General features: G+C 59.7%; 21 protein-coding genes and 1 tRNA gene. 9 read left to right on the top strand and 13 right to left on the bottom strand.

Annotated features, from left to right (window positions below):
- The first annotated feature begins 542 nt into the window (after nucleotides 1-542).
- Nucleotides 543-1,595 (top strand): threonine aldolase family protein, encoded by a 1,053-nt coding sequence (locus ACK9YZ_RS17710; RefSeq protein WP_416064685.1) that lies wholly within the window; start codon nucleotides 543-545, stop codon nucleotides 1,593-1,595.
- Nucleotides 1,596-1,703: 108 nt separating this feature from the next.
- On the opposite strand, the gene ACK9YZ_RS17715 is transcribed toward ACK9YZ_RS17710, so the two are convergent.
- Nucleotides 1,704-2,558 (bottom strand): LysR family transcriptional regulator, encoded by an 855-nt coding sequence (locus ACK9YZ_RS17715; protein WP_216755896.1) that lies wholly within the window; start codon nucleotides 2,556-2,558, stop codon nucleotides 1,704-1,706.
- A gap of 94 nt (nucleotides 2,559-2,652) precedes the next feature.
- Here ACK9YZ_RS17715 and ACK9YZ_RS17720 point away from each other — a divergent pair, with 94 nt between their 5' ends.
- On the top strand, nucleotides 2,653-3,657 hold the full coding sequence (locus ACK9YZ_RS17720; protein ID WP_216755897.1) for a bile acid:sodium symporter family protein: 1,005 nt from the start codon (nucleotides 2,653-2,655) through the stop codon (nucleotides 3,655-3,657).
- 72 nt (nucleotides 3,658-3,729) lie between these two features.
- Here the strand turns inward: ACK9YZ_RS17720 and ACK9YZ_RS17725 are convergent, their stop codons facing one another.
- Nucleotides 3,730-4,200: an Hsp20 family protein gene (locus tag ACK9YZ_RS17725; protein WP_183735274.1), complete on the bottom strand. Its 471-nt coding sequence runs from the start codon at nucleotides 4,198-4,200 to the stop codon at nucleotides 3,730-3,732.
- A gap of 509 nt (nucleotides 4,201-4,709) precedes the next feature.
- Between ACK9YZ_RS17725 and ACK9YZ_RS17730 the strand changes: the two genes are divergently transcribed.
- On the top strand, nucleotides 4,710-5,681 hold the full coding sequence (locus ACK9YZ_RS17730) for an alpha/beta fold hydrolase (protein ID WP_416064686.1): 972 nt from the start codon (nucleotides 4,710-4,712) through the stop codon (nucleotides 5,679-5,681).
- Between the two features lie 23 nt (nucleotides 5,682-5,704).
- Here the strand turns inward: ACK9YZ_RS17730 and hisN are convergent, their stop codons facing one another.
- Complete coding sequence (gene hisN / locus ACK9YZ_RS17735; protein ID WP_216755899.1) at nucleotides 5,705-6,478, bottom strand: histidinol-phosphatase; 774 nt, start codon at nucleotides 6,476-6,478, stop codon at nucleotides 5,705-5,707.
- A 251-nt stretch (nucleotides 6,479-6,729) separates the two neighbouring features.
- Complete coding sequence (locus tag ACK9YZ_RS17740; protein WP_416064687.1) at nucleotides 6,730-7,611, bottom strand: N-formylglutamate amidohydrolase; 882 nt, start codon at nucleotides 7,609-7,611, stop codon at nucleotides 6,730-6,732.
- 189 nt (nucleotides 7,612-7,800) lie between these two features.
- On the opposite strand from ACK9YZ_RS17740, the gene cpdR1 reads away from it, so the two are divergent.
- From cpdR1 to ACK9YZ_RS17755, 3 genes are all read left to right on the top strand, one after another.
- Nucleotides 7,801-8,163: a response regulator CpdR1 gene (gene cpdR1, locus ACK9YZ_RS17745; RefSeq protein ID WP_003542883.1), complete on the top strand. Its 363-nt coding sequence runs from the start codon at nucleotides 7,801-7,803 to the stop codon at nucleotides 8,161-8,163.
- Between the two features lie 84 nt (nucleotides 8,164-8,247).
- Nucleotides 8,248-8,322: transfer RNA gene (locus ACK9YZ_RS17750), tRNA-Val, on the top strand.
- Nucleotides 8,323-8,978: 656 nt separating this feature from the next.
- Nucleotides 8,979-9,467, top strand: coding sequence for a hypothetical protein (locus ACK9YZ_RS17755; RefSeq protein WP_216755901.1), 489 nt, complete (start codon nucleotides 8,979-8,981; stop codon nucleotides 9,465-9,467).
- A 21-nt stretch (nucleotides 9,468-9,488) separates the two neighbouring features.
- Here ACK9YZ_RS17755 and ACK9YZ_RS17760 read toward each other — a convergent pair whose 3' ends face one another.
- From ACK9YZ_RS17760 to ACK9YZ_RS17770, 3 genes are all read right to left on the bottom strand, one after another.
- Nucleotides 9,489-10,205: a hypothetical protein gene (locus ACK9YZ_RS17760; RefSeq protein ID WP_216755902.1), complete on the bottom strand. Its 717-nt coding sequence runs from the start codon at nucleotides 10,203-10,205 to the stop codon at nucleotides 9,489-9,491.
- Between the two features lie 158 nt (nucleotides 10,206-10,363).
- The gene (locus ACK9YZ_RS17765; RefSeq protein ID WP_216755903.1) at nucleotides 10,364-10,543 is read right to left on the bottom strand and encodes a hypothetical protein; all 180 of its coding nucleotides are present in this window, start codon (nucleotides 10,541-10,543) and stop codon (nucleotides 10,364-10,366) included.
- A gap of 35 nt (nucleotides 10,544-10,578) precedes the next feature.
- Nucleotides 10,579-10,818, bottom strand: coding sequence for a hypothetical protein (locus ACK9YZ_RS17770; RefSeq protein WP_416064688.1), 240 nt, complete (start codon nucleotides 10,816-10,818; stop codon nucleotides 10,579-10,581).
- Between the two features lie 374 nt (nucleotides 10,819-11,192).
- On the opposite strand from ACK9YZ_RS17770, the gene ACK9YZ_RS17775 reads away from it, so the two are divergent.
- Complete coding sequence (locus ACK9YZ_RS17775) at nucleotides 11,193-12,287, top strand: DUF475 domain-containing protein (protein ID WP_216755905.1); 1,095 nt, start codon at nucleotides 11,193-11,195, stop codon at nucleotides 12,285-12,287.
- A 128-nt stretch (nucleotides 12,288-12,415) separates the two neighbouring features.
- On the opposite strand, the gene ACK9YZ_RS17780 is transcribed toward ACK9YZ_RS17775, so the two are convergent.
- The 6 genes from ACK9YZ_RS17780 to ACK9YZ_RS17805 form a co-directional block, all read right to left on the bottom strand.
- Nucleotides 12,416-12,586 carry a hypothetical protein gene (locus tag ACK9YZ_RS17780; protein ID WP_216755906.1) on the bottom strand — a complete coding sequence of 57 codons (171 nt, stop codon included), beginning with the start codon at nucleotides 12,584-12,586 and terminating at the stop codon, nucleotides 12,416-12,418.
- Nucleotides 12,587-12,861: 275 nt separating this feature from the next.
- Nucleotides 12,862-14,379, bottom strand: coding sequence for a tripartite tricarboxylate transporter permease (locus tag ACK9YZ_RS17785; RefSeq protein WP_416064689.1), 1,518 nt, complete (start codon nucleotides 14,377-14,379; stop codon nucleotides 12,862-12,864).
- A gap of 92 nt (nucleotides 14,380-14,471) precedes the next feature.
- Complete coding sequence (locus ACK9YZ_RS17790; protein ID WP_216755908.1) at nucleotides 14,472-14,963, bottom strand: tripartite tricarboxylate transporter TctB family protein; 492 nt, start codon at nucleotides 14,961-14,963, stop codon at nucleotides 14,472-14,474.
- Nucleotides 14,960-15,904, bottom strand: coding sequence for a Bug family tripartite tricarboxylate transporter substrate binding protein (locus tag ACK9YZ_RS17795; RefSeq protein WP_037103547.1), 945 nt, complete (start codon nucleotides 15,902-15,904; stop codon nucleotides 14,960-14,962). Before ACK9YZ_RS17795 ends, ACK9YZ_RS17790 begins: the two co-directional genes overlap by 4 nt.
- Before the next feature lie 484 nt (nucleotides 15,905-16,388).
- Nucleotides 16,389-17,453 (bottom strand): ABC transporter substrate-binding protein, encoded by a 1,065-nt coding sequence (locus ACK9YZ_RS17800; protein WP_216755910.1) that lies wholly within the window; start codon nucleotides 17,451-17,453, stop codon nucleotides 16,389-16,391.
- Nucleotides 17,454-17,521: 68 nt separating this feature from the next.
- On the bottom strand, nucleotides 17,522-18,034 hold the full coding sequence (locus ACK9YZ_RS17805; protein ID WP_416064690.1) for a GNAT family N-acetyltransferase: 513 nt from the start codon (nucleotides 18,032-18,034) through the stop codon (nucleotides 17,522-17,524).
- A gap of 181 nt (nucleotides 18,035-18,215) precedes the next feature.
- On the opposite strand from ACK9YZ_RS17805, the gene ACK9YZ_RS17810 reads away from it, so the two are divergent.
- Nucleotides 18,216-18,893 (top strand): response regulator transcription factor, encoded by a 678-nt coding sequence (locus ACK9YZ_RS17810; protein WP_216755912.1) that lies wholly within the window; start codon nucleotides 18,216-18,218, stop codon nucleotides 18,891-18,893.
- The gene (locus tag ACK9YZ_RS17815; RefSeq protein WP_416064691.1) at nucleotides 18,890-20,272 is read left to right on the top strand and encodes a sensor histidine kinase N-terminal domain-containing protein; all 1,383 of its coding nucleotides are present in this window, start codon (nucleotides 18,890-18,892) and stop codon (nucleotides 20,270-20,272) included. The genes ACK9YZ_RS17810 and ACK9YZ_RS17815 overlap by 4 nt, the downstream gene beginning before the upstream one ends.
- Nucleotides 20,273-20,336 lie beyond the last annotated feature (64 nt).

Raw genomic sequence — 20,336 nt, forward strand, 5'->3', positions numbered from 1 at the left:
TCTTCCTCCTGTCGAAGCCCGCGGGACTGCGGGCGGCTTTTTGTCGCGCTCCGCACCCTGAAGATAGGTCCGGCGCGTGACAGCGCTGTTGCATTGTGAAGATCCGGTCGCAGACACCTGCTTCTCAAGGAAAGCAAACCGTCGCGTTCCGCGCCTGCCATTCGCCTCCGCGCGCCGCCATGTGAAGGCTTGGCGCTCGAAAGAACTATAGCGTGAAAGCCGCTCTGTGCCAGGGCTTTCGGCGCCTCTTCGGCCGGGAAGGCCAAAATAGGACAGCAACCCTGTCCTAGTTCATCCGTTCAATGCCAGAAACAACTCCTCTTCGCAAGGGCATCCTCTTAAAAAAACATCAATTTGCGACGGAAGATTGCCAAATCGGCCAAAACAGCGACATAAAATTACACAGAGAGAAGCCATTTTGTTTTTTGATTACGCAGTTCAATTTCTGTGATGCATTCCGGCTTCCGCCCTTGATCCTGTGAAGCTTTGGCGTAAAGTCCCTTCCCGAACCTCCCGCCCCATGATTTTCAATGGTTTCCTCCATGATTTTTGCTTCTGACAATTGGGCTGGCGCCCATAAATCCATTGCCGAACGCCTGCTTGCCGAATCCGCCGGGTTTGCGGCCGCTTATGGCAACAGTGATCTCGACAAGAAGGTGGACGCCCGCTTCTCCGAGATCTTCGAACGCGAGGTTTCCGTCTTCTTCGTCGCAACCGGCACAGCAGCCAACTCTCTGGCGCTGGCGAGCGTCCAGCGCCCCGGCGGGATCACCTTCTGCCATTCGGAAGCCCACGTGATCGAGGATGAATGCGGCGCGCCGGAATTCTTCTCCGGCTCCGCCCGCCTCATGGCCGTCGACGGTGAGGCCGGCAAGATCGATCCGGCCAGGCTCTCGGCAAAGATCGCGCACTTCCCCGAAGATGCCCTCCGTCATGGCCGCGCCAGCGCTGTGACCATCACACAATCGACCGAAATCGGTACCGTCTATTCGCTGCCGGAAATCGGCGAAATTTCCTCGATCGCCAAGAAACGGGGACTGCCCCTGCACATGGACGGTGCGCGCTTTGCCAATGCGCTCATCGCACTGAAAGCAACACCTGCCGAAATGACCTGGAAGCGCGGCGTCGACATCCTCTCCTTCGGCGGCACGAAGAATGGCTGCTGGTGCGCGGAAGCGATCGTCTTCTTCAATCCGGAGCAGGCGAAGGAAATGCATTTCATTCGCAAGCGCGCCGCCCAGCACTTCTCCAAGTCGCGCTTCATCGCAGCCCAGTTCGATGCCTATTTCGAAAACGGCCTCTGGCTTGATCTCGCCCGCCATTCCAACGGCATGGCAGACCGCCTGCGCGCCGGTATCGGCGCCAGCAATTCCGCTCGCCTCGCCTGGCCGACAGCCTCGAACGAAGTCTTCGCCGTAATTCCGAAGTCCGCAGCGAAGACGGCAGAAGCCAGGGGCGCAAAATTCTACGAATGGCCAATCCCGGCCGGCACATCGGATCTCGTTTCGGAAGGCGAAACGCTCATTCGGCTGGTCGCCAGCTTCGCCACGACCGAAGCCGATGTCGACGGCTTCCTGAAGTGCCTGGCGGCCTGATTTTTGAGAGCACCGGACGCCCGCTCGCAAGGTGGTGTGTTCCGGTCTCTTTTGGAACAAAGCCGATTCTTCGAACGAAAATCCCGCCGTTCGGGCGGGATTTTGCACTCAGGTAGACCGCAAACCCCTGACCTTCTTCAAAATATCCTCCGAAAGGGCCGCCACCAACGCCTGATCGGCTCCCTTGCGCGGCACCAGAACGAATTCGACATCCTCCAGCGCCGGTAACTTGCTTGGAGCGATTTCCTTCAGACCCGAGGGCGCCATGCTGCGCGGCTGCACGAGCACCCCCATGCCGGCGCGCGCAGCAGCCGTCAGCCCGCTCAGGCTGCCGCAGGTGCACACGATGCGCCAGGCCACACCATGCCGCCCGAGCGCCTCCAGCGCGATGGCGCGCGTGACGCTCGGCGGCGGGAAAGCGATCAAGGGAAGCGGACCGGATGCAAGTACATGCTCCGGATCACGCGCCAACCACACCAGCGGCTCTCGATAGACGAGCCTTCCGAGCTCGTCGCCGAGCCTCCGCTTGGCAAGCACGAGGTCGATTGCTCCCGCATCCTGCATTTCGTAGAGCACACCGGAAAGCGCGACAGTCAGTTCCAGGTCGACGGAGGGATGCGAGCGCACGAAATCTTCCAGCACCGCCGGCAACTGGCTCGTCACGAAATCTTCGGAGACGCCGAGCCGCAGGCGTCCCCGCAGGCTGCCGCCCTTGAACAGCGACTGCACCTGCCCCTCGATCAACAGCATGGCGCGCGCATGCGAAAGCAGGGCCTCGCCGTCACCGGTCAGCACGACCTTGTGCGTATCCCGCTCCAGCAGCCGACGCCCGAGCGAGGTCTCCAGCCTCTGAATGTGCTGGCTGACCGTCGACTGCCCGAGACCCAGCCTTTCAGCAGCAAGCGTGAAGCTGCCCATTTGTTCGACGGTAACGAAACTGCGAAGCTGTGAGAGATCCAGCATGCCTAATATCCATATTCGTGATAACTGTTATTTCTTGCATCCTGGATCATAATGAGAGACAGAACAATGACTCATTTATTCCAGCGAGACCGCCATGCGCCGCTTCTTACCCGATACATTCACGATCCTGCTCGTCTGCACCGTTATTCTCGCCTCGATCTTCCCGGCGAGCGGCACGTTTGCCGACTGGTTCGGTGTGGCGACCGATATCGCCATCGCGCTCCTGTTCTTCCTGCATGGCGCGCGCCTTTCACGCGATGTCGTCATCGCCGGTCTGCTGCACTGGCGGCTGCATCTGGTGATCCTGCTGACGACCTTCGGTATTTTCCCGATCCTTGGCCTCGCAGTGGGTCTCATTCCAGATTCGATCCTGCCGCAGCCGCTCTATCTCGGCATTCTCTTCCTCTGCGTGCTGCCGTCGACGGTCCAATCCTCCATTGCCTTCACCTCGATGGCTGGCGGCAACGTGCCGGCGGCGATCTGCTCGGCTTCAGCTTCCAATATCTTCGGCATGTTCCTGACGCCGCTGCTCGTCGGCCTGCTCTTTTCGGTCGGCGGCCATGGCGGCTTCTCCTTCGATGCGCTCGAACAGATCCTGCTCCAGCTTCTGGCCCCCTTCGTCGTTGGCCAGATCCTGCAGCCCTGGATCGGCGACTGGATCCGCTCCAAGAAGAAGATCCTGATGCCCGTCGATCGCGGCTCCATCCTGATGGTCGTCTATCTAGCCTTCTCGACGGCCGTCGTCGAAGGTCTGTGGCACACCTTCTCGATCGCCGACATCGCTGCCGTCATCATCGCCGACATGGTGCTGCTTGCCCTCGTTCTAATCATGACCATGTACGGCAGCCGCTGGCTGGGCTTCAGCAAGGCCGATGAGATCACCATCACCTTCTGCGGCTCGAAAAAGAGCCTCGCAAGTGGCGTACCGATGGCAAACGTCATTTTCGCCGGCCAGTCGATCGGCGCGATCGTCCTGCCGCTGATGCTCTTCCATCAGATCCAGCTGATGGTCTGCGCCGTTATCGCCCAGAAATATGCGGCGGCCGCAGCCCGCCGAGCGACCGAAAAGCAGCTTGAAGAAGCTGCAAGCCCAGCCTGATCGAACAAAATGACCATAAACAAAAACGGCGCCCCTCAAGGGCGCCGTTTGTCTGATCCGTCTGAAAGCGGGTTAGTTGTTGACAACCTGTGCTTCGATGGCCTTCGGAGCTTCGACCGGCTCTGCGGCAATCGCAATCTTGCGGGGCTTCAGAGCCTCCGGGATGCTGCGCAGGAGGTCGATGTGCAGGAGGCCGTTCTTCAACGAAGCAGCGGTCACTTCGACATGGTCGGCAAGCTGGAAGCGGCGCTCGAATGCGCGCTTTGCGATGCCGCGATACAGGTACTCGCTGCCATCAGCATTTTCTTCGCGCTTTTCACCCTTTACGGTGAGCGCGTGGGCATGCGATTCGATGGCGAGTTCGGTTTCGTCGAAGCCGGCAACGGCCATGGTGATGCGATAGGTGTTCTCACCGGTCCGCTCGATATTGTAGGGCGGATAGGTGGGGACCTGCTCCGGCTGGGCAAGGCTGTCGAGCATCGTGAAGAGACGGTCGAAACCGACGGTGGAACGATACAGGGGAGAGAAGTCTACGTGACGCATGATGTCCTCCTTGGGAAGCGACGTGTTGCGATATGATGCCCCTGAAACCCCATTCTTGGCGGCTTCGGGACGGTTGCGCGGACCCTTCCGGCGTCCGCAAAGTTCAAATGGTGATGGCTTTCCGAGACTTCAAGCCCCTCGCCAAATCGCTGGAATTCCTGCGTGAACCCGGCATGAACGGCAGGTTCGGCGAAGGTTCAGACGCCGCTCGCTAGAGATAGGCGCATCGGGTGACACTGGCCCGAAGGCTGGAGTGTATCGTCCCTTCTTCTTCAGCCTAGATTCGGCCGGCCAAGAGCTCCCTCAGCTCCGCCGGCCACTTTTCTTCAGGCATATAGCTCCGCAAGTTGATGCTGCGGCTCGGCGTGTCTCAGCTTTTGCCAATGTTGTCGTATAGAAAAATCTCAATATATTACACTTTGCTCATATTAAGCGGTAATTTCGCCATTGATTTTCCAGATCCCTGCGGTATCCCCTAGTATATCCCTCATGCGAAGAAACACTGCGCTATGGAACAGGTTCTTTACTCGACTCCAGACAATCCGGCGCCGGAAAACCGAACCGAGGGCTTTTTCGAGACCCACGACGGCCATAAGTTGCGTTTTGCAGTCTTCCGGTCGCAAACACCGGTCGCCCACGGAACGGTGGTCCTCCTGCACGGACGCAGCGAATACATCGAGAAGTATTTCGAAACGATCCGCGACCTCACCGCTAAGGGGCTCTGGGTCGCGACCTATGATCTGCGCGGTCAGGGTGGCTCGCCCCGGCTGATCAAGAAACGCAATCACGGCCACATCCGCCGCTTTTCCGATTACGAGCGCGATCTCGACACGTTCCTCGAAAAGGTCGTGCTGCCGGATACAAGGCTGCCCTTCTACATGCTCGCCCATTCCACAGGCGCGCTGATTGCGCTTTCCGCCGCCCCTTATCTTTCGACGCGCATCGAGCGCATGGTACTGTCAGCCCCTTTCCTTGGCCTTATTGGCCAGGCTGCTTCCGAGGGTATTATCCGCACGGTATCAGCCACGCTTAGCGCCATCGGCCTCGGCGGCGTACCGCTCGGCAAGATGAACGAACTGCAATTCCCTGATAACCCTCTCACATCGGATGAAACGCGTTTCGAACGGAACGCGGCGATCGCAAAGGCTCACCCGGAGCTCGCTCTCGGAGCGCCAACCGCCCGCTGGATGCACGAATGCATGAAAGCGATCGACCGGGTGACCCAACCCTACCATCTCTTCTCGATTACCATCCCCTCCGTCGTCATCGCGCCGACGCGCGACGGACTGGTGCCTTATACGGCGCAAGAACGGCTTTCACGTTATTTCCGCGCCGGTCAGCTTGTCCCGATCAACGGTGCCCGCCACGAGATATTCCAGGAAAGGGATATTTATCGCACAGCCGCGCTTGCCGCCTTCCATGCCTTCATTCCCGGCAGCGATGCCGAGGCGACTGATGACGTGACGGCGATCGGCGTCTGAGCCTTTTTACGCATGTCGTTGCTTTAGCGCTGCAGGATGGTGATCGCCTCTTCGTAAACCGCCCTGCTGCCGGCTGCGATGATGGAGCCGCCATTTTCCGGCCGCGCCCCGTCCCAGGTGGTCATGATCCCGCCGGCGCCTTCGATGACAGGAATGATCCCGCCGACGTCATAGGGTTTGAGGCTGTTCTCGATAACGAGATCGACATGGCCCGCGGCCAGCAGCGCATAGGCATAACAATCGCAGCCGTAACGAAAGAGCCTGACCTTGCTTTCGATCTCACGATACTTCTCCATCTCCTCGCCGACGAAGAGATGCGGGGAGGTGGTGAAGAGGATGGCATTGGAGAGTGCGTCGCAGTCGCGCACCTGCAGCCGGCGCTCACCCTCCGGCCCGCTATAGGTCGAGCCATTCTCATCGCCGAAATACCGCTCGCCGGTGAAGGGCTGCTCGATCATGCCGGCAACCGCCCGGCCATTCTTCTGCAGGCCGATCAACGTTCCCCAAACCGGAACGCCGGAAATGAAGGCGCGTGTGCCGTCGATCGGATCGATCACCCACACATGCTCGCGATCGAGACCGACATCGCCATGCTCTTCGCCCAGAATGCCGTGCTCGGGAAAATGCTCCTCGATCAGCGCACGAATAGCCGTCTCGGCGGCCCTATCGCCTTCCGTGACCGGATCGAAGCCCGATGACAGCTTGTTGGTGACATTGATGCCCGAGCGAAAGCGCGGCAGGGTTTCTGCCTTTGCAGCTTCGGCGAGACGGTTGAAGAACGAACGGTCGGGAAGCATGGAGAAATCCATATGGCTAGCGGGAAATGGCGTTTTTCATAGCGAAAAAGCGGCGAAATGCAAATACAACAGGCAATTTCCGATTAGCTGCCTAAAGATTTTGCAGTGCAATATATTGCTTGACAATTGTGCAATGCAGCAGTAGCGTCTTACCTACAGTCTTCTGACTGTAAATACCCTCCTTGGGTGTTTCCTCCCTAGACTTAGCCGCGCTGACGAAGCGCGGTTTTTTTTGACCTGAAGGCTGAAAATCACTCGGCCGCAAGGGCTCGGTCGCCGGCAAATTTCTCGACATAATCAGCCATCTGCCGCATGAACGACGTGATGGCGGCCACAACGGTGTCGAAATCCGGCCGCTTCTCCAGCGTTACCTCATCGACATAGATCGAGCGATTGACCTCGATCTGCAGCGCATGCAGCCCGCGTGACGGCCGGCCGTAATGCTCTGTGATGAAGCCGCCGGCATAGGGCTTGTTGCGGATCGCCGCAAAACCCATCTCCTCGAGAATGCCGATCGCCGTGCGCGAAAGCTCTGCCGAAGCGCTGGTGCCGTAACGGTCGCCGATGATGAAATCCGGCCGCGCATTACTGCCGGCGACACGCACATTGCCCGGCATGGAATGGCAGTCTATCAGGACACCGAAGCCGAATTGCACATGCGTGCGCGCAATCAGCCGCCGCAGCGCGAAGTGATAGGGCTTATAGACGCTTTCGACACGCTCCAGCCCTTCCTGAACGGGTAGCCGGCGCGCATAGATTTCCATGTTCTCAGCCACGATGCGCGGAATCGTACCAAGCCCGCCTGCAACTCTTAGCGAATTGATATTCGCATAAGGCGGCAACAGCCCGTCGAACATGCGCGGATCGAGCTCGTAGGGCTCGCGATTGACGTCGAGATAAGCGCGCGGGAAATTCGCAAGCAGCAACGGTGCGCCGAGATCCACGGCCGCGCCGAACAGTTCATCGACATAATGGTCTTCAGAACGGCGTATTGAGATACCTTCCAGCCGCGACTGCGCGATGAATTCCGGTGGATAAATGCGGCCGCTGTGAGGGGAGTTGTAGACGAAGGGAATGGTCTGCGACACGGGCTCATGCACTTCAAAAAGCTCGTATTCGCGTATTTCCGGCACTTTCTGCCCTCTTTACCATGTCATCAAGTGGCTGTGACGGCCATGTTGCCAGTTGCCTGCCCTTAAGTCCATACTACATAGAAGGGATGGCGGTCGCGGCCAGGGCGATTTCACCGGTTGTTTACCGGGCGAAGTCTAGTGTAGACGGCTGGTATCCCATAAAACACTAGTGATCAGCGGTCCGGATTAATGACTCAGAAGATACTTCTCGCCGAAGACGACAACGACATGCGCCGCTTCCTGGTGAAGGCGCTCGAAAAGGCCGGCTACAAGGTCCTTTCTTACGACAACGGCGCGAGCGCTTATGACCGCCTGCGTGAAGAGCCCTTCTCCCTGTTGCTGACCGATATCGTCATGCCGGAAATGGACGGCATCGAGCTGGCGCGCCGCGCGACCGAGCTCGATCCTGACCTGAAGGTCATGTTCATCACTGGCTTTGCAGCCGTTGCGCTGAACCCTGATTCGAAGGCTCCGAAGGACGCAAAGGTCCTTTCCAAGCCTTTCCACCTGCGCGACCTCGTCGACGAGGTCAACAAGATGCTTGCCGCGTAAGGCGTCTTGGCGGCTCGTCACAAAACTTCAAAAAAGCCTATTGACGGCTCCGGAGGTTTTGTGGTCTATGCGCCGACATCGGATGGGCGTGTAGCTCAGCGGGAGAGCACTACGTTGACATCGTAGGGGTCACAAGTTCGATCCTTGTCACGCCCACCATCCTAATTCGCTGAAAAGCAAAGGCCTTTCGAGAAATCGAAAGGCCTTTTTAGTTTTGACGCTGTGGCCTTCGCAGGCCCTTCTAAGACCGGTACGATGTGTCTGCTTGTTCCGTGCCGCATTTGTCGAGACTTCCCTGAAAAGCGGTCTGACCAAGCGGTTGCAATGTTGTTTCGCTCTCCCGCATTGGGGGGCACATGAAAATTTTCATCGGATTGATATTGCTGATGGTGCTGAGCTGGAGCCCGGCTTCCGCAAAAGAAGACATGAAGCTCCGCACGCTCACGGATAGCAAGGAGACAAGCGTCGTCACGATGCTGATCGGCGAGGCCGGATTGACACTTCGAATGATGAACACCCACCTCGCAGCTGAGGACAACCCCTCTTATACTGCTCGCCGCGGAACGTTACGATTTCGCAAACCGAGTACGTCGAAATCGCGAAGAGATATCTGGAGCGGCACCCGGATGTCGGTGAGGAGACGTTCCAAGTTTGCCCCTTGGCCCTGCTCAGGTCACTGGAGCAAATGTATCAGTGCTGAGACGATAGAAATCCATCTTCGATGCCAAACCAAATTCGGACACAGAGCCATGCCATGCGCGATAATGAGCCCGAGGCGTTGATTCGCCTCGTCAGGACACGGGGTTCGAATCGAAATGAAATTATCTGCGCTTGCCATCGCCGCCTTCTCCACCCTCACTTTTGCCGCTGCAGCGCAGGCGGATGACAATTTTCCAGGCGCGCCCGGCGTCATCGCGCTTGGCGGCAAGTGCCAGAAGCTGGTCGTCGCCAAGTTCGACGCCACGAAGGGCTGCAAGGGAGAGCTGGCAAGTGTGACGCTCGTCAACGGCACCGTCACCTTCATCTTCACCTCAGATGGCAAGCTGCTGGGCTTCCAGGGCGATGGGAAGGCCATCAAGCCTGCATCCAATGGCAATGCCCGCCTGCCGCTCAGCCTCGTCACCACGGGTGTCGGCAACAAGATGACGGGCGAGGTGAAGGTTGCAGGCTTCTGCACCTTCGGCAATCCCTATGCCGGCAAGCCGACAGCCATCGAATGCACGGCGGAAAGCAAGGATTCGGCCTTCACGGGCAGCTTCCGCACCAGCGGCAAGGCACCGGCACGGAAAAACGGTGGAAAATAAGAGATCGTTGGACTGACAGCCTCAGGCGCACCAGGAGCCTGAGGCAGATCCCGGCTTCCTCGCTAGGCCCTCATTGATAAGACGCGTACCGAAGGAGCGCCCGTCACGCGAAATGACGCGCGGCGCGCCACGGTCATTCGCCTTGCCGGCGGCATTCATGTTGAACGGACCGGCATTCAGCAGCGCCAACAGCCGCGATTTGGCGGCGAAGGCGACCTTCCGTTCGTCTTCACAGCGCGCGCGGTCGACATCCGGGCTCACCATATCAGCGATGACGATCTTCTCACCCTTGTACCAGAAGGTGCCGGCATCGCCGACGCAATTGATATGCTCGCCTTGCCCGCAATATCCAAAGGCGGCTTTGGCGGTTTCCGAAGAAGACGGGGCAACAGGGGAGATAGAGGCCGGCACGATCTTTGCCGTCGGAACCGGAGCCGAGGGGATCGCCATAGGCGGCACCGGATCGTTCGTCTGCCGTGGCTTGGCGGCAGGTGCTGCGACAGCAACCTGCTTCGGCGCGTCCTTGGATGCCTGAGGCTTGGCTTCAGCCGCTTCGCGGATAACGGCAGCCGGTGCCTTGCCAAGCATCGGGCGAATGGTTTTCCAGTTGTCATAGGCGGCAATGGCGCCCACCGCGGCGATGCCGAGCACGAACCAGGGCATCGCGCCTCCGGAGGATGCGCTGCTCTTCCTTTTTGCCGGCGCCTTGCGGCGGCCGCGTGTCGCTGTTTTGGCCATCGATCCGATTCCCTTGAATGGGTCGGATTATCGCTGCGCAATCCTTTCCGAAAGGTTGGCAAGTCATCGCCGCGGATCGCTTTCCCGAACCGAAATTCGCCGGACATGAAAACGCCCGGCTTCATGGCCGGGCGTCTCGCACAAGTTCTACCTGGGACTCAGCAGCCTTGCGCTGCCGAAGGTGCAGTAGCGGGCATCTTCGCTGTTTGCTCACTTGGCGGCACGGATGGCGTCTCGCGCTTGCCGATATCCATCCGGCGCTCGGCCGCCTCGCGTACGGCCTGCCACTCATATTCGTGCTGGATGAAGATATCACGCGGCACAAGATTGATTGTCATTCGCATCTCACCTGTCTTGTTTTACGGAACTGGTTTCAACGGACGGGCTTTGCGAGCTTGGTATCGTCGCTCTTGATGTCAGGTCCGCCCTTGGAAAGGTCACTGCCGGTGACATGAGCAGGCACATGGATGTCGTGGAAGACACCCGGCGTAAGCGTCAGGTCGACTTGGTGCGGCGGAAGCACCTGGGCTTTTTGCATGCGATTGGGTCTTGCCCGCTTCATGCGGTCTGAGGCTTCCGTGCGCTTATCGGGAACATGGGTCGAATTCTGCATCGTCGCCCTCCTTCAAGACCATCTCAGATGTTTTCATCGGCTCAGCTAGGTCGTAACGGGCGAGAGCCCCGCATGGTTCCAAAGAAATCGCTAGCTCTGACCGATCGGGTGTCTTGACTGGCGCGACAACTTCACTACCTACTGGAGCACCCGCAGCCTCATCCAGACATCGGCTGCGGGGGAACCCTGGTGCCGGGCCCCTCTGGCGAGAGTTTTTACGGCGCTCTCGTGATGTCGGTACCGCCTGCAAATTAGCCGGCGGATTTTTCATCGATGAAAAAGCTCATCATGCCAAACGCGCATGCCCTTAGTGGTACGCGTTTTTCTGCTTTCACCCCATTTTCCGACCAGGTTTGCGGCTGCGAGGTGCAGCCATGAACCAGCTCCAATCCCACAAATCCTCGCTCGGCTATTTCCGCTGGGCTTTCATCGTCACGGCGGTCGGCCTTGCACTCGGCGCCTTCCTTGGCTGGCAATCGACCGGCACACTTGGCGGCATGGCCACCGTTTTCTTCATCTGCACCGTGCTGGCCGTTCTGGAGATTTCGCTCTCCTTCGACAATGCCATCGTCAACGCCAACAAACTCAAGGAAATGACCCCCGTGTGGCAGCACCGCTTCCTGACATGGGGCATCGTCATTGCCGTTTTCGGCATGCGTATCGTCTTTCCGCTGGCAATCGTCGCCATCGCGGCAAAGATCGGACCATGGGAAGCACTCGTGCTGGCGGCACGTGAACCTGCCGAATATGCCCGCATCATGAACGATGCCCATCTGCCGATCGCAGCCTTCGGCGGCACCTTCCTGATGATGGTCGGCCTCTCCTACTTCTTCAACCATGAGAAGGAAGTCCACTGGATAAGCTCGCTGGAGCGGCTGATGGCGCGTTCGGCCACGATCAAGGGCATCGAGATCGCCTTCGTGCTCCTGCTGATCCTGCTCTTCTCCTACCTCCTGGAGGGTGAAGACGCGACCACCTTCGTCTACTGCGCCATCTACGGTCTCGTGACCTTCCTGGCGGTGGAAGTCATCGGCGGTCTCCTCGATGCATCGCAGCGCGCGATGAGCGAGGCGGCAAAGGGTGGCCTCGGCGCTTTCATCTATCTGGAAGTGCTGGATGCCAGCTTTTCCTTCGATGGCGTCATCGGCGCCTTCGCGCTGACGCAAAACCTGTTCGTCATCGCCATCGGCCTCGGCATCGGTGCCATGTATGTGCGCTCCATGACGATCATGCTGGTGGAAAAGGGGACGCTTGCCGAATACCGCTATCTGGAACACGGCGCCTTCTACGCCATCCTGATCCTCTCGGTGATCATGTATGTGCAGACCTTGACGCACATTCCTGAAGTCATCACCGGCCTCGGCGGCGCGGCGCTCATCGGCATCTCGCTCTGGTCATCGATCCGCCACAACAGGCACGAACGGCAGAAAGAAGCTGATGTCCCCGAGCGGGAGCGCCTGCACGCCTGATGGTCAAAAAGCCGCGGCGGTCTGGCGCTGCGGCCCGCATAGTCCAAAAAACAAAGCCCGCGACCAACCGGTTGCGGGCTCATTCATTCAAGAGGTACTTGGTATTCAATCTATGCATCCGGCACGTCTTACCGGATGACACGGCCGAAGCTAACCGGATCGATACCAAGTTCCTGCAGGTCACGGGCGCGCGGCTTGCGGCCACCTTCGACAGCGGCGCTGACTGCGTTCGCAGCACCGAGCGCTGCAAAGGCGCGGGCCAGGAAACTATTGTGGATCGACTTTCTGAAAGCGGACATCTTCTTTTCCTCTCGCTCTTTGGTTGACCCCTTCTAGATGGGGGAATCTGCATGCACCTACAACGCGCAGGAAATCACCGCAGCTATGCAAAAAGCGCATATTTCTTTCGCCGGCGAAAGAACCAAGCTCAGGGATATGATAAATTTTCCGTTTGAATTCAGATAGTTACAGGGACGTTAATTTCCAGATGCCGACAAAAATGACAAATCGCAAAGAAATGGCCGGCCGTGTCGCCACGGCCAGCCTGAGTTAGGGGTCAGGGTCGTCTTTTGTTTTAGTCTTCGTTTGCCGCAAGCTGAGAGAGAACCTGGCCGCGGCCACGCAATCTCAGGATCAGCGGAATGAGGAAGGCAGCAGCAGCGACGATCAATAGGCCGCAGGCGATTGGCGACATGACGAGCGTAGTTACATCGCCCTGACTGATCGACAGTGCGCGGCGGAGCTGCTGCTCCGCCAGCGGCCCGAGGATGAGGCCGACGACAGTAGGGGCGATCGGGTAACCGAAGATCCTCATGATATAGCCGAGCACGCCGAAGCCAAGCAGCATGCCGAGCTCAAAGACCGACGGGTTAGCACCGATGGTGCCGAGTGTGGCAAACAGCAGGATGCCGGCATAAAGCCATGGCTTCGGAACCGTCAGCAGGCGAACCCAGAGGCCGATCATCGGCAAGTTCAGGACCAGCAGCATCGCATTGGCAATCAGCAGGCTGGCGATGAGACCCCAGACGAGCTGCGGATTGGTCGCAAACAGCAGCGGCCCCGGTTGCAGACCGTACTGCTGGAAGCCGGCAAGCATGATTGCCGCCGTCGCAGATGTCGGCAGGCCGAGCGTCAGCAACGGCACCAGCGTTCCGGCAGCCGAGGCATTATTGGCGGCCTCAGGACCGGCGACGCCTTCAATGGCGCCACGACCGAATTCCTCGGGGCTCTTCGACAGACGCTTTTCTGTGGCATAGGAAAGGAAAGTGCCGATTTCGGCACCGCCGGCCGGCATGGCGCCGATCGGGAAGCCGATGATCGTGCCGCGCAGCCAAGGCTTCCAGGAACGCGCCCAGTCCTGGGCATTCATCCAGAGCGAGCCACGCACCGCTTCCACCTTGTCCTCGCCGCGATTGCCCTGGGCGGCGATATAAAGCGTCTCGCCGATGGCGAACATCGCGACGGCGAGCGTCGTCACCTCGATACCGTCGAGCAGATCGGGAATGCCGAAGGAAAGGCGAGCCTGGCCCGTCTGCTGGTCGATGCCGACCATGGCGAGCGCAAAGCCGATGAAGAGCGACGTGAGACCGCGCAGCGCCGAATCCCCGAAGGCGGAGGAGACGGTGACGAAAGCAAGCACCATCAGCGCAAAATATTCGCGCGGACCGAAAACAAGTGCCAGCTTGACGATATAGGGCGCGACGAAAGCGAGGCCGAGCGTGGCGATGAGGCCAGCAACAAAGGAGCCGATGGCGGCTGTCGCCAGCGCCGGCCCGCCACGGCCCGCACGCGCCATCTTATTACCCTCGAGCGCTGTGACGATCGAGGCGCTTTCACCCGGCGTGTTCAGGAGGATCGAGGTGGTCGAGCCGCCGTACATGCCGCCGTAATAGATACCGGCAAACATGATGAGCGAACCGCCCGGATCGAGCTTGTAGGTGGCGGGCAAGAGCAGCGCCACGGTCAGCGCCGGGCCAATGCCCGGCAACACGCCGACGGCGGTACCCAGGGTCACGCCGATGAAGGCATAGAGCAGGTTGATCGGCTGCGCAGCAACCAGAATACCCTGCCAGAGGAATTCGAATGTGCTCATGTCTTTGTCCCAAGCGGCGGCTCCTTAGGGGCACTAGGACCGTCCGCGCAAAAAGCAAAAAACTGAAAGCGCAAGGCGCAAGGCGGACGCTGTCAGAAGAACAGATGTTCGAGCGGGCCGGCCGGCAGCGTCAGCTGCAGCAACTGCGAGAAGATCGCCCAGACGATGAAGCTCATGATGATGCCGATGGGCAACGAGATCCAGATCTGGCGCTTGCCGAAACCGCGTGCGGTCAGCGCAAAGAGCACGCCGGTCGCAATCGAGAAGCCGGCGGTGCGCAGGAGCAGCATCTGCCCGGCGAGGCCCGCGATAATCCAGATAACGGGCGCCACTTCCTGATGCTCGCGTTCCGGAAAATCGCCGCGCCAGGCTTCGATCGCCGTCCATATGCCAAGACAGAACAGGCCGAGGGCGACAAGCTGCGGGACGGTCGACGGGCCGATGCGATCATATTGCGCGATCGTCTTCAGATGCGAGGCATCCCAGAAGACCGCAGCAGCGACCACGATGAGGAAGGGGGCAATGATCAGCGCCGCCCAATCGGGGCGGCGCTTCGTTGCCGATGAGGTATCGGCTTCGCTCATTGAACGAGACCGATATCTTTGAGAATGCCTTCGGTAGCGGAGACATCCTTTTCGAGCTGCGCCTTGAACTCGTCCCCTGCGAGGTAGGTATCGGCCCAGCCCTTGGTCTTCAAGGTTTCCTGCCACGCGGCAGACTTGTGCAGCTTGTCGAAGTCGGCCGCTATCGAGGCGACTTCTTCATCGGTCAGGCCCGGAGCGGCAGCGACCATGCGCCAGTTCTGGATGGAAACGTCGGTACCGGCTTCCTTGAAGGTCGGAGCGTCGACGCCGGCAATGCGGGCATCGCTGGAAACGCCGAGCAGGCGCAACGTGCCGGCCTTGACCTGCGATTCGAACTCGCTGTAGCTCGAAATGCCGGCCGTGACCTGACCGCCGAGGATAGCGGCGAGTGCTTCACCACCACCGGAGAAGGCGACATAGTTGATCTTCGTCGGATCGACACCGGACGCCTTGGCGATCAGGCCGACCGCGATATGGTCCGTGCCCCCGGCAGAACCGCCACCCCAGGAAACGGCGCCCGGATCAGCCTTCAGCTTTGTGACGAGATCGGCAAGCGTCTTGATGTCGGACGCGGCCGGAACGACAATGGCTTCATACTCGCCGGTCAAACGGGCGATCGGGGTGACGTCCTTCAGCGTGACGACTGACTTGTTGGTCAACAGGGCGCCGACCATGACGTAGCCACCGACAATGAGAGCGTTCGGATTGCCGGCACTCTGGCTGCTGAACTGGGCAAGACCGATAGAACCTCCGGCACCCGGTACGTTCTGAACTTGAACGCTCTTGGAAATGCCTTCCTGCTGCAGCACCGTCTGCAGCGAGCGGGCCGTCTGGTCCCAGCCGCCGCCGGGCGCTGCCGGTGCGATGATTGTGTAATCGGCTGCATAGGCCGGCAACGCGATGGCCGCTGCCAAAAGGGTTGCGATGAAAGTGTGCTTCACGATGTGTCCTCCGTGCTGCGGCTGAGCGGACCGCCACTGCTATTTTTGAAAACGAGGAGAGATCACCGATCGGTGGACGCAATTGTCCTGATAGCGAGCGGAAGTCCCCCCGGAAATTCTTCAACTCTCCGCCTCCACGGAGAGGAAGTAGCCCAAGCCATCATATGAAGCTGTCATTTAGCTGACATCGGCGGGATATCCAGTGCGGCAAGACACTTTTTGCCGTAATTCGACTACCGCTCGTCACAGCCAGGCAAGTAGCCCTTGAGGAGGATTTCCTGGCGCTCGTCGCCAACTTCAACCGCGCCAAGGATGGCACAATGGTCGTGCCGGCTGAATATCTGGAAGTGGTGATCCACAAAGGCTGATTGACGCTGTCGCGGGATCAATTCGGAAGGGCGGGGCACGCCAGAGGTAAACCTCGCCCTTTATACGTTTTCGACTTGGAATTCGCTGCTGAACTGCAGCATTGACGAGCGAGGTTTTACTGCGTGCGCAGCACCTCATTCCAATGCGCAATCAGCCGCGCCCGCTTCACCTGATCGAGATAGACCATCAGGCCGGGGCTGACCGGTACAGGGCGCAACTGTGCACCGAGAAGTTCCTGCAACGTATTGGCAGTATTCTCGCCCGCCACTTCCGGGCTGACGGCCGGGATCTGCAGTTCGCGGGCCATGATCGTCTGGCCTTCCTTCGACATGAAGAAGGCAAGGTAGCGACGACCGAGTTCGGGCTCGGCGGCAGCTTGCGGCACCAGGCCGATCCGCGACATCACGACGGTGTAGTCCTTCGGCAACACGATGCCGACGTCGGGGTGACGCGAGGCCCAGTCGGCTGCATAGGAGCCGAGGATATTATAGCCGAGCACGAAGCGCCCATCCGCCACGCGCTCGAGGATCGCCGAGCTGGTGGAATATAGTTTTACGCCCGCCGCCCCCATCGCGCCGATCACCGACCAGATATCGCCGAACTGTTCCTGATCTCGCGCCATAAACAAAAAGCCGACGCCGGAACGCTCGATGTCATAGGTGCCGATCCGCCCATGGACATCGTTGCCCTTGCGCTTCAGATAATCGACTAATTCCGCACGCGAGCTCGGCACCGTTTCATGGGCAAAGCTGGGCTTATGATAGACGAAGACGGCCGGCTCGAAGGTCAGCGCATAAGCCGTATTGCGCCAGTTCGCCCATTTCGGCCACTGTGCACTCATCGGCAGATTGCTCACCTGCGCATAGCCGTCGTTCGAAAGCTTCACCTGCAGGTCCATGGCAGAAGAGAAGGCGAAGTCCGCCGTCTTGTGGCCGGCATCCGTCTCCCTGACGATCCGGTCGTAGATGTCCCCCGTCAGCATGTCCTCATATTTGACCGCCACATCCGGATTGGCCTCCTGAAAGCCGCGGATCATCGGCTGCGCGAGCGGTTCGTCAAGTGACGAATAGACCGTCAGCACCGGCGCATCGGCATTGCCTGATTTCGCCGGGTAGAAGACCTGTTCCGCGGCGGCAAGACCGGGCACCAGGCACAAGAACAGAATGAAAAGGCTCCTCATCGCGCAAGAATGCCCGAGCTGTACAGGCCAGACAAGGGTCGGCCTCCAATAGTCGCTGCAGCCAGACCTCAAAGTTCGCGCTCGAAGAACATCAGGATCGGCTTCAGACCATCAGGGATTTCGTAATAGGCGTCTCGCTCGCGAAAACCCAGGCGGCGATATAGCTTCTGCGCGGCGATCTGCCGGTGTCCGGTATCGAGCCGCATCATTCGGTAGCCATCCTCCTTGGCCTGTGCAAGGGAAGCTTCGCAGAGCGCCAGCGCCGCGCCGCTGCCGCGTGCCGCCTCGGAAACGAAGAGCCGCTTCATCTCCGAAATGCCCGGCGCAATCTCGTGCTGCATCACGCAACCGACGACCTCTCCGTCAAGCCGTGCCAGGAATATTGCACCGTGAGGCCTTGCATGGATATCAGGCAGATCGGCAAGCAGCGCCTCGAACCGTGCGGGGTTGTAGTAGAGATCGATCACTGGCCGCTCGGCCGGGTAATTGTCGTAAAGCCATTGCCGGAACATGCGGCTAAGTTGGCGCGCGGCGTCAAGGTCCTCGGGGCTTTCCGCGAGCGCAATGGACATATCTGTCATTTTCAGGCCCCCCAGGCTTTGCCGTAACCTTATCACGGCCGCCTTCGCGTCGCCACCGGAGCGACGCATGGTGCGCGAGCGAATACCCCTTGCCATCCTCCATTCACCAAGTCCCAGAATCGCTGTGACATCCGGATGCCATCCCTGATAAACTCCCCGAAAAAATCGAGGGAAACATCCGTTGCGCATCCTGCTCACCGAAGACAATATCGCACTGGCCGACGGCCTGTCGGCGATCTTGCGCGGCACGGGCCATGCGGTGGATGTCGTCCATGACGGAGCCTCGGCCAACGCCGTCATCGCAGCAGAAAATTTCGATCTCGTCATACTCGATCTGAACCTGCCGGAGATGGACGGGCTCGATGTATTGCGCGCCATGCGCGCCCGCGGCAACCGGGCTGCCGTGCTCATCCTGACGGCCCGCGGCTCGCCGGAGGAACGTGTGAAGGGCCTGGATCTCGGTGCCGATGACTACCTCATCAAGCCCTTCGATATCGCCGAATTCGAGGCGCGCGTCCGCGTGCTCCTGCGTCGCCAGGCCGGGCTGCATTCCTCGACTGTCAGTTTCGGGGCAATCTCGCTCGACCTCAACTCCCGCGCCTTTTCTGCCGGCGCCACACCGCTCGATATTCCCGCCCGCGAGCTCGGCCTCCTGGAAATCCTTTTCATGCGCGCCGGCAAGGTCGTCGCCAAGGAAGCGATCATGCAATCATTGACCGCTTTCGACGACGACATTTCGGCCAATGCCATCGAGCAATATGTCAGTCGCCTGAGAAAAAGGCTTTCGCCGCATGGCCTGACGGTCAAGACTGCCCGCGGCATCGGCTATTATCTCGACAAATTGCCCGAGGCCTCATGACGGCAGGCTATTCGCTCCGGCGCCGACTGCTTTTCTGGCTGCTTGTCTCGACTGCCGTCATCGGCACGCTAGCGCTTGCCGATACCTGGCGCGAGGCGGTGCAGACATCGAATATCGTTTCCGACCGCGTGCTCGCCGGTTCCGCACTGGCAATCGCCGAACGTGTCGTCGTCGCCGAAGACGGCACGCTCGAAGTGGACATTCCCTATGTCGCGCTGGAAATGCTGACCTCGGCAGCGCAAGACCGCGTCTTTTATCGCGTCGATGGCCCGCCCGGAACATTCATAACCGGCTATCAGGCTCTTCCCCTATTGAACGAAACACAGGGCGGTACGGCCGCCTTCGCCGACGACGTCTTCCGCGGCGAGCCGATCCGCGTCGCGACCTTGGGGCGCTCCGCCTCGACTGGCATCCGCTCCGTCCCTTTCGTTGTCACTGTCGCCGAAACCACCATTGCCCGCCGTCAACTTGCGCAGGCGATTCTCGTCCGCTCGGCATTGCGCCTCGCGGTGATGATTGCCGGTGCAGCCGTCATTGTCTGGATTTCTGTGACTGTCGCGCTGCGACCGCTCTACAAACTTGGCGATGCCATCGGCGAACGCAGCCCCGACGATCTGCATCCGATCGAACAATCCGTGCCGAGCGAGGTGCAGCCGCTCGTCGATACCGTCAACTCCTTCATGGTGCGCCTGCAATCGGCCCTCGATGCGCTGCGCAATTTCACCGGCAATGCCAGCCATCAGCTCCGCACGCCTCTGACGATCATCCGCACACAACTTGCCCTTTCGGCCCGTGCCGGCTCTCTCGATGAAGCGCAGCACGCCGCACTCAAGGGCGATCAGGCCGTGGCCCATGCCGAGCGCATCCTTGCCCAGCTTCTGCTGATGGCCAAGATCGACGCCGCGACCGCCAAGGAAGCGTTGACGGTCTCGGCCATCGATCTCACCGCCATCGCCCAGGAGATCACCGGTGAGCAGATCCCACGGGCTGCTGAAGCCGGCATCGATCTCGGGTTCGAGGGTGATGGCCCCGCGATGATCCGCGCCGAACCGCTGCTGATCGGCGAATTGCTGCGTAATCTCGCCGGCAATGCCATCGCCTATGCTGGTAAGGGCGCGGAAGTGACTGTCCGTATCATGGAGGATGCGGAAACGGTCAGGCTGGAAGTCGAGGATAACGGCCCCGGCATTCTGCCGGAAAAGCTGGAAGCGGTCCGGAAGCGCTTCTCCCGCGGCAATGAATCCGGTGCGCCGGGTGCCGGTCTCGGCCTGCCGATCGTCGAGGAAATCGCCAATCTTTTCAATGCGAGACTCGTGCTGATACCAGGCCGCGGCGGCAGGGGCCTCAAAGCTTCCGTGACATTCAACCGGGCGGCCTGAAAGCGGTCACCGCGTTAACCTTTCCGCCTTGCATTCTTTCGCTGCATTGCACACACTGATTTTG

This window comes from Rhizobium sp. ZK1, assembly GCF_047782645.1.
In the GTDB taxonomy this organism is placed as follows: domain Bacteria; phylum Pseudomonadota; class Alphaproteobacteria; order Rhizobiales; family Rhizobiaceae; genus Rhizobium.